Below are 15343 nucleotides of genomic sequence, written 5' to 3'. Positions count from 1 at the left end.
CCTTCGCTTCCTTTTCTTTTACATCCAAAACTTAGATGCCATATTTTTCACGATAAGCCTGCATATTGGCTAAAGCGTCTTTCTCGCCTTTTGCATCTAAATAATCCATTAAATCTTTCATAGTAATCAAAGCATGCACAGGGATTTCGAGTTCTTTTTGTACTTCTTGAATCGCAGAAAGCTCACCTTGACCACGTTCTTGACGGTCTAATGCAACCAACACCCCTGCAATCGTTGCACCTGCATTTTTTAAGATGGTCACAACTTCACGAATCGCAGTCCCCGCGGTGATCACATCATCAATGATCCAGACTTTTTGACCTGCAACTGATGCACCAACCAACACACCACCTTCACCATGATCTTTGGCTTCTTTACGATTAAAGCCCCAAGGCACACTCTTGCCATGTACTTGAGACAATGCCACTGCTGTTGCTGCAACAAAAGGAATACCTTTGTACGCTGGACCAAAAATCACTTCAACATTGTCACACTGAACCAATTTATCCGCATAGCCGTGAGCTAACAAAGACAATGCTTCACCATCATTGAGCAAACCTGCGTTAAAGAAATAAGGACTGACACGACCTGATTTTAAGGTAAACTCACCAAATTTAAGCACACCACGTGATAATGCGAGTTCGATAAAAGCTTGCGGATGAAATGACACAGGCGTTGTCATATAAGGTGCTCCAAATTCTTCAATTGAGGTTAAACAGACGTATGATACCAAAGGATAGCTATCCAAGTGATGTAAAAATTCTTCGAGTCGTTTCAATTAACGTGAATGGACTGCGCGCATCCGTAACCAAAGGACTCTTGGAATGGTTAGAACAGTCCGATGCGGATGTGGTCTGTATGCAAGAAAGCCGTATCACTCATGAACAATGGACTGATAAATTTAAACCAGAAGGTTGGTACACACACCTATTCCCTGCTGAACGTGCTGGTTATGCAGGTACAGCCATCTATAGCCGTCTACCATTTGTTTCAGTCACCAATGGTTTAGGCTTCGAACTGGCAGACTCCCAAGGTCGTTTTATTACCGCTGAATTTGATTTAGGACTGTCACATCCTGTTCATATTGCCTCGTTATACTTGCCTTCAGGATCAAGTGGTGATGAAGCCCAAGCACGTAAAGATATATTTCTCGAAGAATACGCAAAAATACTAAAACAATGGCGTGACGAGAATAAATCAATCATCGTGTGTGGTGACTACAATATCGTACACAAGCGTATTGATATTAAGAACTGGTCAGGTAACCAGAAGTCATCAGGCGTGTTACCGCATGAACGTGCATGGCTCGATCATATTTATGATGAATTGGGTTATGTTGATACCTTCCGTGAAGTACGACCTGAAGCAGAGTTGTACTCATGGTGGTCAAATCGCGGTCAAGCGCGTGCAAAAAATGTCGGTTGGCGTATCGACTACCATGCATGCTCTCCAGATTGGAAAGCGCGTACTGCAAATGCATGGGTTTATAAAGAACAATGGTTTAGTGACCATGCCCCTGTGATTATCGACTACAAAATACACGAATAAGTGAACAGTTGTTCACTTTGATCGCTTCTTTAGCTTACATATCATGTCGCTTTTTGTGTATTTTTATTTAACAACTGTGACGGCATTATAGCACCACGGCACAGGGAAGCGGTCAGGATGACCACAAAGGGATAGGACGCCGTAGGAAGATAAAATAAACTTAGTTTAAGTTTATTTGCAAGGATGAGACATTGGACGTTGAAATGAGACCCGCATGATCAGGATGATTAAATGCGGGTTTTCTCTTTTCTGAATATACAATTTTATCGATTTTCCCCTTCGCATTCAGCGCAAAGAACCAATCTACTTATTACCTACTCGATTGATACTTATTAATACCCTACATCGATCAACTTAATAAAAAAATTCGGCTGGCAAATCACATCGCTTTTCAGTTAGGCTGTGAAGAAGATGATTCACTGTTTTTGATGGTTTGAGTATGTTTAAAATTTACGGTATTAAAAATTGTAATTCGATGAAAAAAGCATTTGATGCACTACAAGCCAAGGGAATTGATTACCAGTTTCATGATTATAAAAAACAAGGTATTGATGCTGAAACTTTAGAGATTTGGTTAAAGGAAATCGGTGCAGATAAAGTCCTTAATAAAAAAGGTACAACATGGCGTAAATTAACAGCAGATGAACAAGCGCATGCAAGCAGTAGCGAGCAAAACCTGATTGAGACTTTAATTGCACAGCCAAGTTTGATTAAACGTCCTGTATTACAAACCCCGCAAGGTTTTATCATTGGCTTTGATGAAACAACGTATCAAAACCTATCGGCTTAGAATAGATATTAAAAAACCGAGTTCACATTTGGCGAACTCGGTTTTTTTATTCAACTAATCAACTTAGTTAGAACGCACCCAAGTTTGGTTACGACCAAGTGCTGCAACGCCGATATAACCGCGTAATTTCAGCTTTTGACCACCATCGGTAAGCTCTGCTTTAAGCTTATAAGTTTTACCATTTTTTGGATCTACAATAGAACCACCATCATAATTTACGCCACCTACATTTTTAAGGTTGCGTACAATCGTTACGCCATTCAATGATTTGTTATGAAATGGACCTTCACATTTCGTACAAACACTTTCCTGACCTGGGACTAAATACTTCTGAATCGATGCAGATAATGAACCGTCCTTTTGTTCAGTAAACTTGACGATCGCTTTGGGTTGCTTGGTTTCATCGTCAATCGTTTGCCACACGCTACCGTGTAATGCGTCCGCTGCATTGGCAAATGCTGTCAAACTAAACAATCCTAGTGCTAAAGCAATTTTCTTCATTTTTGTAATATCCTTAATGGGTCTTTTAAGACTAAGAGTATTGAAAACTTCCATCAATATTGCAATTCTTGATTGTGACTATTAGGTACAACCTGATCAGGTGCAAAACACCGTACAGAACGCCATTGTATAGGTCTTAAAATCAAATATTCTCTTAGTTGTATACTGCTCTAACAATATGGAAAAATTATGAAATTTGGTACTGTTTGGAAATATTATTTTACTGAATCCCTACTCAAAGCGACCATCCGGACACCAAGTCAATTCAATTTAGCACCGAATGCTTTACGTCCGCTATTAGACCAACTGTGTCGCTTATTCCCACAAAACCCAAACGCGCGAATCCGTCCTCTACGTTTGGCTGGCGTACGTGGTGAGGAAATCAAAACCAAAGCAACAGCAACACAGTTAATTTTCCATATTCATGGCGGCGCATTTTTCTTAGGTAGCCTCAATACACATCGGGCATTGATGACCGATATCGCTGACAGTACCCAAATGCAAGTCATCCATATTGATTATCCATTAGCACCAGAACATCCTTTTCCTGAAGCGATTGATGCAATTTTTGATGTTTACCAAGCGTTACTGGTTCAAGGGATTAAACCCAAAGATATTATTATTTCAGGTGATTCTTGTGGGGCGAATCTTGCACTCGCGCTGTGCTTACGTTTAAAGCAACAACCTGAGCTGATGCCAAGTGGCTTGATTTTAATGTCTCCTTATTTGGATTTAACCCTCACCAGTGAATCGCTACGCTTTAATCAAAAACACGATGCATTACTGTCGATAGAAGCCTTACAAGCGGGAATTAATCATTATCTGACTGCAGATATTCAAGCTGATGATCCTCGTGTCTCTCCTTTATTTGATGATTTAACGGGCTTACCACCAACATTGGTTCAAGTCGGATCTAAAGAGATCTTATTGGATGATTCCAAGCGTTTCCGCGAAAAAGCAGAGCAAGCCGATGTTAAAGTGATTTTCAAACTCTATACGGGCATGTGGCATAATTTTCAAATGTTCAACGCTTGGTTTCCAGAAGCAAAACAAGCATTGGCAGATATTGCAACTTTTGCACAACGGATTGATCGTGACTGAGTCCTTTGGGTTTTGTGTGAAAAATGGTCAGCTATGGCTGACCATTGTCATACTTAATTCATTTTTGTCATCATAAAATAAAATTAATCGATTATTTAGATCATACTCTATTTTTCTAAAAATTTTTCCCGTTCTGATTTGCACTCAAAGCTTAGAAGCAGACTTTCTTCGCATTCCAAAGATGCTATTGTTAGTTATATACGCATTTGATCAACATTTTGATGTCAAATTTACATTTATAAAGTTTCTTAGGAATCTCATTGCATAAAAGGATGCATGCCAATGACGAAGATTCATTTTAAGAGGACGGCGAATCGAGAAAAATGGAGTTTCTCACAGCTTTGGGAACATGAACCACTGATCAACTGGAACATGTTAAAGAAGTCGATTCTGCTACTGATCCTTGCTGCCTTTATGACCCTTTTCGGGATCGTTTGGGATGTACTGGTCTTACTCAATCCAGTGACATGGCAATGGGTCAATTTACCGTTGATTTGGTCTAAACTTTGGACCAATTTGATTATGTTTTTTGTCTTTTTGGGCCTGATTGTTCCCTGTTATCTTTTTAAAGATCGGGCTTGGGCGTCAGAAGTTATTCCTATCTTAACCGTCCAATTGTTTACAGCACTGCTATGTCATACCAGCTATTTAATTGGAAGCTTTAGCCCTGCCACGATGGTGGTTTATGTCAGTGTCGTCGCTGTTGGCTTAGTCCTATTTAATCGTAAAATGATTTACTGTGCACTTATTCCTGCAACAATTGCGCTGTTATTCTGCAATATTTTAAGTTTATATGGTGTGCTCCAGTACGCACCATTGTTTAATCCAAAGATTTTAAATCAAGCCGAGATGCACCCATTTTGGGTGGGGAGCATGTTGTTTTTCCTGCTGCCTATTTTAATCGCTTGTTTATTCTTATTTGAGATCTTACTGACCCAATGGCGTACTCGCGAAACTGCCATTCAAGCACTTAGTCGCCTTGATCCTCTTACCAATGTTATGAATCGACGTAGTATTAGTAACCATTTGGAGAAACTAAATAAACAGCCAAATTCATTTTATTCGGTGGTGCTACTTGATCTAGATCATTTCAAAAATATTAATGATGAATTTGGTCATAGCATGGGCGATCAAGTTTTGGTGCATGTGGCAAAGTGCCTTTCAAACAATGTCCGTGATCAGGATCTGATTGGTCGCTTTGGTGGAGAGGAGTTCATTTTATTATTACCCAATACCACAGCAATCCAAGCCAAGAATGTTGCTGAACGTTGTCGATTAGCAATTGCTGACATGTGTTTTATTGCTGAGGATCAACAACAATTTTCTGTTAGTGCGAGTTTTGGGATCAGTAGCTCGCTCAATGCGAATGAACCACACTTAGTTGTCAGTCAGGCCGATCAAGCACTTTATGCGGTGAAAGCATCAGGAAGAAATAATATTCAGATTTTTGGAGATCTTTTGGCAGAGTAATGCAGAAGGGAAATTACCTTCTGCACGACATTCTCAGTCATTTAATCCCGCAGATATACGTCACGATTTTGACGGTACGGCTCATCAAAAGGAACAAACATTTGCTCTTGTTTTGCCTCGACAATCCACTGTTGAACCGATGGCAAGGCCAAGATTTTTTGCATATAAGCTTGGCTTGATGCAGAGACAGGGAGCTTGAAACACACAAAGCGCATGACTACAGGTGCATAAAATGCATCAGCGATACTAAACTCACCACATAAAAAGCTGTCTTCACTTGGACGCTCTGACCAGATCTGATCAATTCGTGCAACTTCAGCGCGCAACTGCTCATGCTCAGCCCACAATTGCTCACCAATATGGGTCAGATCAGCTTCAATATTCATCGGGCAAAGATTACGTAAGTTTTGAAAACTGCTATGCATTTCAGCGCTAATGCAACGCGCTCTAGCACGTAATTTCTGATCTTGCGGCAACAGTTTTTTCTCAGGCTGCTGTTCAGCTACATATTCACAAATAGCTAAACTATCCCAAACCGTAATATCTGCATCGACTAGAGTAGGTACTTTTCCTGTTGGATTGAGCTTTAAGATTTCTGTCTTAAACTGGCTGTCTGGTTCAAAGCTATCAAATTGAATTAAATGTTCATGAAAATCAATGCCTGCTTGTTTTAATAAAATCCAAGGACGCATTGACCATGTTGAGTAATTTTTATTACCGATAAAGAGCGTATACATCGTTATGATTTCCCCTCAAATAAAGCCAGTTGTTGGAGTAATTCCGTTTTTTTAAATGCACCCGTTAAACGTAATGAACGGAGCTCTTGTTGTTGCGCGTTTAAGAATAAATAAGTGGGTGGACCTAAAATATCCCATTGCTTTAACAAAGCTTGATGAGAAGCATCATACTGACTCAAATCCAACTTAATTAAATAATACGGCGCTAAAGCTTGCTGCACTTCTGCATCTTTTAAAATACGATGTTCAATAGGTTGACATGCCACACACCAATCAGCATATACATCAATAACAATCCCGCGATCTTTCGGTGCATTGGCAAGAATATGTTGAAACTCATCTGCTGTTTTGGCGACATGCCATTCAGCTAGTTTGTCTGCCTGAACTGAATTTAAATTTTGAATATGTTGATATTGATTGAATACAAGCCAAGGTGTCGTGATCATCAATAAGACAATATAAAGCCATTTGAGTTTACTGTTTTGTGCCACCAAACGAGAGGCGGCATAAATAATAAATGCTAAACCAAGGATTAGACTGAGAATTTGTAATGCCAACTCAGGTAATAATGGACGAATAAAATAAATACTCAAAGCCAACATTAAAAAGGCAAAAATCACCTTAATTTGATGCATCCACTCCCCTGCTTTTGGCAACACTCGTGCACCTAAAACTGTAGCCAATAACAGTGGTATCCCCATCCCAAAGCCCAAGGTAAATAGCAATAATGCACCTTGCCATTGGTTCTGTGTTTGCGAAATAAATAACAATACACCTGCAAGAGGAGCTGTCATGCAAGGGCCAACCAATAACGCCGAAATCATGCCAATGACACTCGCACCGACCAGCGTCCCACCTTTTTGTGAGGCTTGCAGATGATCCAGTCGATTCACCCATTTCTGTGGCATTTTCAATTCAAATAAACCAAACAGGTTTAAAGCAAACACCACAAATAACAGACTAAATGCAATCAAAGTGGCAGGCTGTTGTAACCAGCGTTGAAAATTCAATCCAGCAGCGGAAGCAATAAGCCCCAGTAGAGCATAGATCATTGCCATACTGACCACAAAAGTCAGTGCAATCGCCCAAGCTTTGACTCCTTTATTTTCACGTACAATGAGTGACGTCAAAATCGGTAGCATGGGGAGTGAGCAAGGTGTAAAGGCCAGTAAAATACCTAAGCCTAAAAATAAAACAATGCTATACAACAATGAATGCTGTGCTAAACGACTCGACCATTTTTGGTCTTGTGCCATTTGTCCTGCCTCATTGGATGAACTTATTGCAGATGCTTGCTCTTGATCAGAAATATCTGCCAGATCGGGGCGTTGCGTATTGATTGCATTGGCAGAGCGAGCGACATCAAGAAAGCGCTTTTGTGCGTTTGGACTGAGGTTTTGTGTATTTACAAGACCATTGGCATCCGTATCAAATGCGATTGTTTGTGGCGGATAACAAATACGATCTTTGGCACATCCCTGCCATGTCACTTGATAGTGTTGAGATGCTTGTGTAGGAATCTCAAATGCAAGCTCATCATAGTACACTTGGCTATGACCATAATTTTCATCATATTGGTCCTTCGCCTTAGGTAAGTTTAAAGCAACAGGCTGATTGCCTTGTTTCACCTCAAACTTATGCTGATATAAATAATAATCTGGTTGAATTTCCCAGTGTAATCGTGCTTGATCTGTACGAGAAGATTCTACGGAAAATACAAATGCATCCTCAGGATTTAACAGTTGCGCGGAAAGATTCTCTTGGGCATGGGTAAAACTCCCACATAACAACAGTAAACTACCAAGAAAGTAACGCACCAGTTCGCTACTGTAGCCACCCTGAGCATAGATTTTCATTCAGATTTCTCTTTTATCAACCCAATACTCCCGATGAGAAATGCAGGGATTCACGGGAGATTGAGAAGTGACATGGATTAAAATAAAACGGAAACGCCTAAACCACCGTTATAGCTTCGCGCATTGCCTTCTAAATCGACACCCACACTGGCATCGAGCTGCATACGATTGTTCACTGCATAAATCAGACCTGTACCTAACCCATATTCATAGTCTTGGCTTTCTGCTTTGCGATAAATAAACTCTGAATATCCAGACAATTTTCCAGCAATTTTATAATCAATGGTTGGAATGGCAGTCACAGCCCAATTGCTGTTTTGCGCTTCGTAACGCATAGTAATCGAGGTACCAATGAGGTCACTAAACTCATATGCAACCGCCGAAGTGAGGCTATAGATATCATCATGGGCAGTAAATTCGTCATTTCCTGTTGCAAGAATCGCTTCAGCCAACAATGCCATGCTCAGACGGTCATCTTTTAAATTAATCGCTTTTTTCAAACCAATGCTGACATCACCCAAACCATTGTTTTCTTTAGTTACACCGGCACGCTTGTGTTGTTGCCATACTGGACCTTGCCAACCCAACTGAAGCTCTAACCCTTTCGCCAAACCTGTACGTAACAACATATCGCCATTTAAGGTTAAAGTTTTTTCCTTTACCCCATCAATTGTTTGTTGCTGATAACTTGCGGTTGGCAGGCCTTGCTCCCAAGCCAGTTGACCAACTGGTGTAATGCCTGTACCCATGCCAGCGCCAGGTCGATCAAAAGAAAATTCATTCGCAAAGGCTGAACTTGCTAGCATTGATAGCGCGATCAAGCTTAATGTTTGACGTTGTTTCATCATTATCCCCTTTTATTCAATCGGCTAAACTCAAGTTGCTAGCTCTTTTGACATTTTTGCACCATGTTCCCGTAACAATTCAAGTGTTGCACGTTCCTCTGCCAACGCCTGTGACCAGTCAATTTCATCAAAATCACAATCAAAGAAAAGCTGACTAATCGAGGATAAAATCGTAAGACCCTCTTCATCACGCGTATTTGGGTCAACTTTTTCGTCTAGTAAACGCTTGACCACTGGTGCACATGCTGAACTTGCGGCATCCCACAATGGTCCATAAAACTCTTCCGCATCCCAAAGATGTAAATTCGCTTTAGCTTGAATCAGCGCATCTAAAATATCTAAGTAGACTTGAAGTTGTTGTTGTTTTTCAGTTTCAGTCAGTGGTTGATTAGCTTCATATGCTTCACAGATGGTTTCCCACCATGTAAATAATCCATCACATATCACCGAAACGGGTGGTCCTTGTTCAGGATCGATAAAATTTGGGTCGAGTCCCTCAGCCAGTAAAAATCGCACTTGGTCTAAATCGAGTTGTTGTATGGCTTGCACCAAGGCCTGCTGCTGATTGCTTAACATGACCAATTCTCACAATATATTTAATGGTTCTATTATGCCGAATATCCCGACAGGTTTTTATAAAACGATCTAAAAATCATGTATAAATTTGATACAGGCAAAAAAAAAAGCCCAACTTCTGGGCTTTTTCTAAGTTGTTACTAAGATGCTTCATCATCTACGTCAACAAATTCAGGTAAACCACCTCGATGATGATCTTTTTTCTCATAGAGATGTTCCAGACTACGTTTTAATTTATCAATCGCACCATGAATAGAATGATCAATATTTGCAGCTTTGTGTGTTACTGCAACAGGCTTCATTCCTGCTGGACGGGCTTCGATCATACAACGTTTGTCATGTTCGCCCGTTTTGTCCCCATTTTCATCACTAATATGAACCGAAAAGTGTGTAATACGCTCGCTATAACGTTGGAATTCTTGTGTCAGCTCTTCACGAACATAACTAATTAAACGTTCACTACCTTGAATGTTTTTATCTGTACGGATTTCAATATTCATAAATATCTTCCTCTCTTTTCTGTGAGACGGTTCTACAAAATTATCTTATTGAGCACGCTTTTGAGCATGCATTCATTCAACGCAGTTGTATATTTTGTTTATGTAAATGCTTGTCGTCTCCTTGCTTTACATGTGTTGCTTTTCAGTATGAAAGAAGATCTTCTATGATTCCAATATCCGTCCTTAATGAAAAATATGCAAGCTGATTTTTGACATTTTTATTAAAACTTGAGCAAAAAACAGTTAAATGATATGCAATTCCCCTCGATTTTCAGCACAACAATTCTTTTGAGCATTTGGTCAAATTTGGCTTTATTTTTGCTTAATTCCTTGTATGCTTTACACGCCTTTCAGGGGGGATTTTTTAAATGCAATTGAAACAACTTGCGGCAACATGTTTATTGGTATCTACAGCAGCTTTTACTCAAGCAAAACCGATCTGGCAAGATTTTAGCCTCACTGGTTTATACGGCGAAAACTATGAAGTTGTTGATGAAAAGCAAACAACTTTAACGGTTGAATACGCAGCAAAAGTAAAATATGCCGATGTATTTTTCTTCATGGATCGTATGCGTGGGAGTGACGACCACAAAAGCACTTATTTCGAGCTCTCACCACGTTTCAGTCTAGGTGAAATTTCTGGTCAAAAATTAGCTTTCGGTCCAATCAAAGACGTATTGATTTCAACAACATGGGAAAGCAACAATGATGATTTCTCTAGTTTTGATAACTTCTTATATGGCGTAGGCTTTGATCTTAAAATTCCATATTTCCAATATGCAAATATCAATTTCTACCGTGCAAACAATGAGAAAACAGCTGATGACTACCAGCTTACTTTTGTCTATGCATTGCCATTTAAACTCTCAACTGAAGAGTTCTTAGTCGATGGCTTCCTTGACTGGTCAACAGCTGAAAAAGATCACGCCAGTGAACTCAACTGGACTACACAGTACAAATGGAATGTGGGTAAACACATTTCGCCTGAAACACGCTTATATTTAGGTGTCGAGCATTCAGTGTGGAACAATAAATTTGGTATCAAAGGCAGCGACGAAAACAACGTTAGCGCTTTGATCAAATACCATTTCTAAATTGGTCAAATCGTTAAAAACAGCAAGCCCAGTCTTGCTGTTTTTTTTGATATGTAGAATAAAATAATCAAATCTTTTTATTTAAATTTAAGATGTCATTTACTACCGTGACAGGCGATATGGATGTCGCCTTGTTGAGTTGCCGTATCAGGTTGTACCGTCAACTCAACAGAAGATTTTTGTTACTTTTGATCTTTCAAAAGTAAGAGATTCCCTATACACAAACAATCCGCCTCATCATAATCTATGCGGCAGTAACACAATGTGAAATAAAATCAATTCACTGATTCGAATTCATCTTCCACCTAATTCAACCTATAACCTATGCCTATTTCTACTCAATTTATGCCTCACATATTCAATAAGTATTACAAGATCCGCTTGGCAACAATTCATGACCTTGAGCAGATTTTGGCTATCTATAATCATGAAATCATCACGGGTGCAGCCAACTGGAATGATCAAGCCGTTTCCCTGACAGACTATCAGCAACGCTTCCAAGATTTACAACAGCAGCAATTTCCGATGATTGTGGTTGAAGATCAGCATCTGAAAAAAATTGCGGGTTATGCCTATTATTCAGCATTCCGTTCGATTAGTGGTTACCGACACAGCGTTGAACATTCAGTGTTTATTGACCCAAGTTATGCACGCCAAGGGCTTGGTAAAGCCTTGATGCAACAGCTGATTCATCTTGCGACTCAACAGCATATGCATATGATGGTGGCTGCCATAGATAGTGAAAATCGGGGTTCAATCGTGCTCCACGAGCAACTTGGATTCATCCAAACTGGCTATATGCCTCAGATCGGACAAAAATTTGGACAATGGCGTGATTTAGTCCTGATGCAACTACAATTAAATACGCCATAAAAATTTAACAATACAGCACTGCTGTCCTGTGATTTGGCTGGTTAGAATGACAATTATCCGAGTGTAGAAAGATAAATAAGATGAGAAAAATATCACTATATATTGCGATAAGTAGCGCATTTGCAGTTACCACAAGTTTTGCTGAATCATCTTATCAACAAGAATTACAACAAGGCTGTGCCAAAATCAAAAATTATGCGCAGGTAGGAAAGAGGTTTTATGACCAAAAACAATATGCTAAGGCAGCAAAACAATTTGAGAATCAAGCCGCATGGGCACACTTCTGCCAACTGAATGCAGAAGAAAGTGGGATCAAGATTACTGACCGAGATGTTGAAATCGCCAATAATAATGTGGGACTCAGTTATGCCAAATTGGGTAAACCGCAATGGGCAAGAGTCTGGTTTTTACGAGATAAAGATTCTAAAACCAGTCAATACAACTTAAAACAATTACCCAAACCCCAATTATCGACTGATCTACAAGGAAACTATGTCCGCGCCAATGGTTTTGGGCAATGGGATTACATTACGGTTAAAAAACAACAGAATCGATATCTTATTGATTTTGAAGGTTACTATTTTGGACTACGTGGACTTATTTATGGTCCCAACCTAGGTTCATTTGAAACCACGATGCCAATTACTGCAAAACAGGCCAATTATCGTTACGAAGACTGTCAAATCAAACTGCAATTTCTGAATGACACACAGAATGGACAAAAAATTCAGGTCGAGCAAAACAACGGTAATTCAAGCTGTGGCTTTGGACACAATGTTTATGCAGGTGGGACGTTCTATAAAGTGGAAAATAAATAAGCCACAAGCCTCTTACGAGGCTTTTATTAAATCGCAACCAACTCCCGAATCCCCTTTTCAGGCATATCCGTACCTTGTCCTTGTGCAATCACCTGGCCACGTGCCATGACGGTATAATTATCAGCAAGTTCTTCAGCGAAATCATAGAACTGCTCAACCAACACAATTGCCATCTCCCCCTGATCTGCCAATTTACGAATCACTCGACCAATATCTTTAATAATCGAGGGTTGAATCCCTTCAGTTGGCTCATCCAAAATCAAAACCCGAGGTTCAGAGGCCAAAGCTCTAGCAATAGCGAGCTGCTGTTGCTGACCACCTGACAAATCACCACCACGGCGATGCTTCATTTCATCTAAAACAGGAAAAATATCATACAGATGACTCGGCACTTTTCGTGTTTTAGCCCCTGAAAATTTCGCCATTCCAATTAAAATATTCTCCTCTACCGTCAAAGTCGAAAAAATATCTCGCCCTTGTGGCACATAGGCCAAGCCCGCACGTACTCGTTGCTCAGGCGACATCTTGGCAATATCTTTTCCATCTAACAGAATTTGTCCCGATTTAATCGGCAGAATCCCCATTAAACACTTTAATAACGTGGTTTTACCCACGCCATTACGCCCAAGAACCACACTGCATTCTCCTACAGGCGCAGATAAAGACACATCACGCAGAATATGACTGCCACCATAAAACTGGTTAATTTGTTTCACTTCTAACATGGCAGTCCTCCTAGCGTCCTAAATACTTTTCAATCACATCTTCATTGGCTTGTACCTCTGCCAATGTGCCCTCTGCTAAGATTGCACCTTGCGCTAAGACCGTAACTTTCTCACTGATGGTGTCAATAAAGCTCATATCATGTTCAACCACAACTAAGGTGTGATTCTTTTTAAGTTCTAAACATAGTTCGGCTGTTCGTTCAGTTTCTGCATCCGTCATCCCCGCCACAGGTTCATCCAATAAAATCAGTTTTGGTCGCTGCATCAATAACATACCGATTTCTAACCATTGCTTCTGACCATGAGACAATAACCCTGCAGGCTTTTGTACAAATTCCTTTAAACGAATTTGCTCCAAACTTTCATCTAGTGCCAACTGCGCTTCTGGATCAAGTCGGCTAAACAAGCTTTTTTTCACTCGCTTATCTCGTGGCGCAGCCAGCAATAAGTTTTCCATCACGGTGAAATTTTCAAACACAGTGGGTTTTTGAAATTTCCGTCCAATGCCCACTTCAGCAATTTGCTCGGTGCTCATTTTGGCAAGATCATAGTTTTGCCCGAAAAATGCTGTGCCTGTGGTTGGACGGGTTTTGCCTGTAATCACATCCATCAACGTGGTTTTACCTGCACCATTTGGCCCGATAATGCAACGCAACTCACCCTCTGCGATATACAGCGATAAATCATTTAGAGCACGAAATGAATCAAACCAAACACTGACTTTTTCCAGATATAAGGCAATACCATGACTAAAGTCTGCACCTTGTGTTTTGGCGCGTCCGTAGCCCTCACCCAGTTGACCACCATGTTGAGCTGAGTTGTTGTGTAAATCACTCATTTAATTACGCTCCTTTTTAAAGCGGTCAAACAAACCAATGACACCTTTAGGAAGGAATAAAGTCACCACAATAAATAATGCGCCCAAGATCAGCAGCCATGCTTCAGGTGCAGCTACCGTGAAATAGGTTTTAGCAGCATTGATCAGACCTGCACCTAAAATTGGGCCAATCAAGGTACCACGCCCACCCGCAGCAACCCACACGGCCATTTCAATCGAGTTGACAGGATTCATTTCACTCGGATTGATGATGCCAACTTGCGGTACATAGAGCGCACCTGCAATCCCTGCGATCACAGCCGAAAGCACCCATGCTGATAGTTTGTACCACAGCGTACGATAACCTAAATATTGCAAACGGTTTTCACTGTCACGGATTGCACCGAGTACACGACCATAAGGACGGTTCATCAATTGACGTAATCCAATAAAGCACAGCATCAATACCAAAGCAGTTACAAAACATAAGGTGGCACGCATCGGTGCAGAGGTAATATCAAAACCCAATAAGGTTTTAAAACCTGTAAAACCATTATTTCCGCCAAAGCCTGTTTCGTTGCGGAAGAACAAGAGTGCTGCGGCAAACACCATTGCCTGAGTAATAATCGAGAAATACACGCCTTTGATTTTGGAGCGAAATGCAAAGAAACCAAAAATAAAGGCCACAATTCCAGGGACTAAAATCACCAGTGCCATTGCCCAGAGAATATGTTCTGTTCCTGTCCAATACCACGGCAATTCAGTCCAGCTGAGAAACCGCATAAAATCGGGTAAGCCATCGCCTGCAGATTGGCGCATCAGATACATGCCAAAAGCATAACCACCCAGTGCGAAGTACAAACCATGCCCTAAACTCAAAATACCAGCATAGCCCCACACCAAATCCAATGCCAATGCCACTAAAGCAAGGCACATAATTTTGCCAATCAGGGTGACCCAATACGCGGATAAGTAAAATGCTGAATCCGGAGGAAGCAGGTGCAGCCATGGTAAAAGTAGCAACACCCCGAAACACAGACCGATTGCAACCGCACTGTATGGCTGATCTGAAAACATTGTTGTCATTTTCAT

At 40.6% G+C, this 15343-nt stretch carries 17 protein-coding genes; 7 read left to right on the top strand and 10 right to left on the bottom strand.

Annotated features, from left to right (window positions below; translation table 11 throughout):
* Window positions 1-31: 31 nt before the first annotated feature.
* On the bottom strand, window positions 32-682 hold the full coding sequence (gene pyrE / locus HMPREF0023_RS11035; protein WP_008942134.1) for an orotate phosphoribosyltransferase: 651 nt from the start codon (window positions 680-682) through the stop codon (window positions 32-34).
* A gap of 41 nt (window positions 683-723) precedes the next feature.
* Here pyrE and HMPREF0023_RS11030 point away from each other — a divergent pair, with 41 nt between their 5' ends.
* Entirely contained in the window at window positions 724-1548 is an 825-nt protein-coding gene (locus HMPREF0023_RS11030) for an exodeoxyribonuclease III (protein ID WP_008942133.1), read from the top strand.
* A gap of 439 nt (window positions 1549-1987) precedes the next feature.
* Window positions 1988-2338, top strand: a complete 351-nt coding sequence (locus tag HMPREF0023_RS11025) for an arsenate reductase (RefSeq protein ID WP_004641582.1) — start codon at window positions 1988-1990, stop codon at window positions 2336-2338.
* 63 nt (window positions 2339-2401) lie between these two features.
* Here the strand turns inward: HMPREF0023_RS11025 and HMPREF0023_RS11020 are convergent, their stop codons facing one another.
* Window positions 2402-2839 carry a DUF2147 domain-containing protein gene (locus tag HMPREF0023_RS11020; protein ID WP_005087215.1) on the bottom strand — a complete coding sequence of 146 codons (438 nt, stop codon included), beginning with the start codon at window positions 2837-2839 and terminating at the stop codon, window positions 2402-2404.
* A gap of 189 nt (window positions 2840-3028) precedes the next feature.
* Here HMPREF0023_RS11020 and HMPREF0023_RS11015 point away from each other — a divergent pair, with 189 nt between their 5' ends.
* Together HMPREF0023_RS11015 and HMPREF0023_RS11010 are read left to right on the top strand one after the other, a co-directional pair.
* Window positions 3029-3940 carry an alpha/beta hydrolase gene (locus tag HMPREF0023_RS11015; protein WP_005087216.1) on the top strand — a complete coding sequence of 304 codons (912 nt, stop codon included), beginning with the start codon at window positions 3029-3031 and terminating at the stop codon, window positions 3938-3940.
* Between the two features lie 282 nt (window positions 3941-4222).
* The gene (locus HMPREF0023_RS11010; protein WP_017396427.1) at window positions 4223-5410 is read left to right on the top strand and encodes a GGDEF domain-containing protein; all 1188 of its coding nucleotides are present in this window, start codon (window positions 4223-4225) and stop codon (window positions 5408-5410) included.
* Between the two features lie 41 nt (window positions 5411-5451).
* Here the strand turns inward: HMPREF0023_RS11010 and HMPREF0023_RS11005 are convergent, their stop codons facing one another.
* From HMPREF0023_RS11005 to HMPREF0023_RS10985, 5 genes are all read right to left on the bottom strand, one after another.
* Window positions 5452-6147 (bottom strand): glutathione S-transferase family protein, encoded by a 696-nt coding sequence (locus HMPREF0023_RS11005; protein ID WP_008942132.1) that lies wholly within the window; start codon window positions 6145-6147, stop codon window positions 5452-5454.
* A gap of 2 nt (window positions 6148-6149) precedes the next feature.
* Window positions 6150-8003, bottom strand: coding sequence for a protein-disulfide reductase DsbD (dsbD, locus tag HMPREF0023_RS11000; protein WP_008942131.1), 1854 nt, complete (start codon window positions 8001-8003; stop codon window positions 6150-6152).
* Between the two features lie 77 nt (window positions 8004-8080).
* Window positions 8081-8848, bottom strand: coding sequence for a transporter (locus HMPREF0023_RS10995; RefSeq protein WP_017396428.1), 768 nt, complete (start codon window positions 8846-8848; stop codon window positions 8081-8083).
* A gap of 30 nt (window positions 8849-8878) precedes the next feature.
* Entirely contained in the window at window positions 8879-9424 is a 546-nt protein-coding gene (locus HMPREF0023_RS10990; RefSeq protein ID WP_004641595.1) for an ankyrin repeat domain-containing protein, read from the bottom strand.
* A 140-nt stretch (window positions 9425-9564) separates the two neighbouring features.
* Window positions 9565-9924 (bottom strand): HPF/RaiA family ribosome-associated protein, encoded by a 360-nt coding sequence (locus HMPREF0023_RS10985; RefSeq protein WP_004641598.1) that lies wholly within the window; start codon window positions 9922-9924, stop codon window positions 9565-9567.
* A 368-nt stretch (window positions 9925-10292) separates the two neighbouring features.
* Here HMPREF0023_RS10985 and HMPREF0023_RS10980 point away from each other — a divergent pair, with 368 nt between their 5' ends.
* The 3 genes from HMPREF0023_RS10980 (at window position 10293) to HMPREF0023_RS10970 (ending at window position 12709) form a co-directional block, all read left to right on the top strand.
* Window positions 10293-11018 (top strand): outer membrane protein OmpK, encoded by a 726-nt coding sequence (locus tag HMPREF0023_RS10980; RefSeq protein WP_008942129.1) that lies wholly within the window; start codon window positions 10293-10295, stop codon window positions 11016-11018.
* A 324-nt stretch (window positions 11019-11342) separates the two neighbouring features.
* Entirely contained in the window at window positions 11343-11891 is a 549-nt protein-coding gene (locus tag HMPREF0023_RS10975; protein ID WP_008942128.1) for a GNAT family N-acetyltransferase, read from the top strand.
* A gap of 80 nt (window positions 11892-11971) precedes the next feature.
* A complete protein-coding gene (locus HMPREF0023_RS10970; RefSeq protein WP_008942127.1) occupies window positions 11972-12709 on the top strand; it encodes a hypothetical protein in 738 nt (245 codons plus the stop codon).
* 26 nt (window positions 12710-12735) lie between these two features.
* Here the strand turns inward: HMPREF0023_RS10970 and urtE are convergent, their stop codons facing one another.
* The 3 genes from urtE to urtC are packed head-to-tail and all read right to left on the bottom strand — an operon-like array spanning window position 12736 to window position 15343.
* Window positions 12736-13434, bottom strand: coding sequence for an urea ABC transporter ATP-binding subunit UrtE (urtE, locus tag HMPREF0023_RS10965; protein ID WP_008942126.1), 699 nt, complete (start codon window positions 13432-13434; stop codon window positions 12736-12738).
* A gap of 10 nt (window positions 13435-13444) precedes the next feature.
* Entirely contained in the window at window positions 13445-14272 is an 828-nt protein-coding gene (urtD, locus tag HMPREF0023_RS10960) for an urea ABC transporter ATP-binding protein UrtD (protein WP_004641608.1), read from the bottom strand.
* Window positions 14273-15343 carry an urea ABC transporter permease subunit UrtC gene (gene urtC / locus HMPREF0023_RS10955; RefSeq protein ID WP_008942125.1) on the bottom strand — a complete coding sequence of 357 codons (1071 nt, stop codon included), beginning with the start codon at window positions 15341-15343 and terminating at the stop codon, window positions 14273-14275.

Origin of the sequence: Acinetobacter sp. ATCC 27244, assembly GCF_000156555.1 — a bacterium.
Taxonomy (GTDB): domain Bacteria; phylum Pseudomonadota; class Gammaproteobacteria; order Pseudomonadales; family Moraxellaceae; genus Acinetobacter; species Acinetobacter haemolyticus.
This window is presented reverse-complemented; position numbering and strand designations above follow the sequence as displayed.

Coding starts and splice junctions, on each gene's coding strand:
- pyrE (WP_008942134.1), bottom strand. CDS start 682: ATGACAACGCCTGTGTCATTTCATCCGCAAGCTTTTATCGAACTCGCA.
- HMPREF0023_RS11030 (WP_008942133.1), top strand. CDS start 724: ATGATACCAAAGGATAGCTATCCAAGTGATGTAAAAATTCTTCGAGTC.
- HMPREF0023_RS11025 (WP_004641582.1), top strand. CDS start 1,988: ATGTTTAAAATTTACGGTATTAAAAATTGTAATTCGATGAAAAAAGCA.
- HMPREF0023_RS11020 (WP_005087215.1), bottom strand. CDS start 2,839: ATGAAGAAAATTGCTTTAGCACTAGGATTGTTTAGTTTGACAGCATTT.
- HMPREF0023_RS11015 (WP_005087216.1), top strand. CDS start 3,029: ATGAAATTTGGTACTGTTTGGAAATATTATTTTACTGAATCCCTACTC.
- HMPREF0023_RS11010 (WP_017396427.1), top strand. CDS start 4,223: ATGACGAAGATTCATTTTAAGAGGACGGCGAATCGAGAAAAATGGAGT.
- HMPREF0023_RS11005 (WP_008942132.1), bottom strand. CDS start 6,147: ATGTATACGCTCTTTATCGGTAATAAAAATTACTCAACATGGTCAATG.
- dsbD (WP_008942131.1), bottom strand. CDS start 8,003: ATGAAAATCTATGCTCAGGGTGGCTACAGTAGCGAACTGGTGCGTTAC.
- HMPREF0023_RS10995 (WP_017396428.1), bottom strand. CDS start 8,848: ATGAAACAACGTCAAACATTAAGCTTGATCGCGCTATCAATGCTAGCA.
- HMPREF0023_RS10990 (WP_004641595.1), bottom strand. CDS start 9,424: ATGTTAAGCAATCAGCAGCAGGCCTTGGTGCAAGCCATACAACAACTC.
- HMPREF0023_RS10985 (WP_004641598.1), bottom strand. CDS start 9,924: ATGAATATTGAAATCCGTACAGATAAAAACATTCAAGGTAGTGAACGT.
- HMPREF0023_RS10980 (WP_008942129.1), top strand. CDS start 10,293: ATGCAATTGAAACAACTTGCGGCAACATGTTTATTGGTATCTACAGCA.
- HMPREF0023_RS10975 (WP_008942128.1), top strand. CDS start 11,343: ATGCCTATTTCTACTCAATTTATGCCTCACATATTCAATAAGTATTAC.
- HMPREF0023_RS10970 (WP_008942127.1), top strand. CDS start 11,972: ATGAGAAAAATATCACTATATATTGCGATAAGTAGCGCATTTGCAGTT.
- urtE (WP_008942126.1), bottom strand. CDS start 13,434: ATGTTAGAAGTGAAACAAATTAACCAGTTTTATGGTGGCAGTCATATT.
- urtD (WP_004641608.1), bottom strand. CDS start 14,272: ATGAGTGATTTACACAACAACTCAGCTCAACATGGTGGTCAACTGGGT.
- urtC (WP_008942125.1), bottom strand. CDS start 15,343: ATGAAAATGACAACAATGTTTTCAGATCAGCCATACAGTGCGGTTGCA.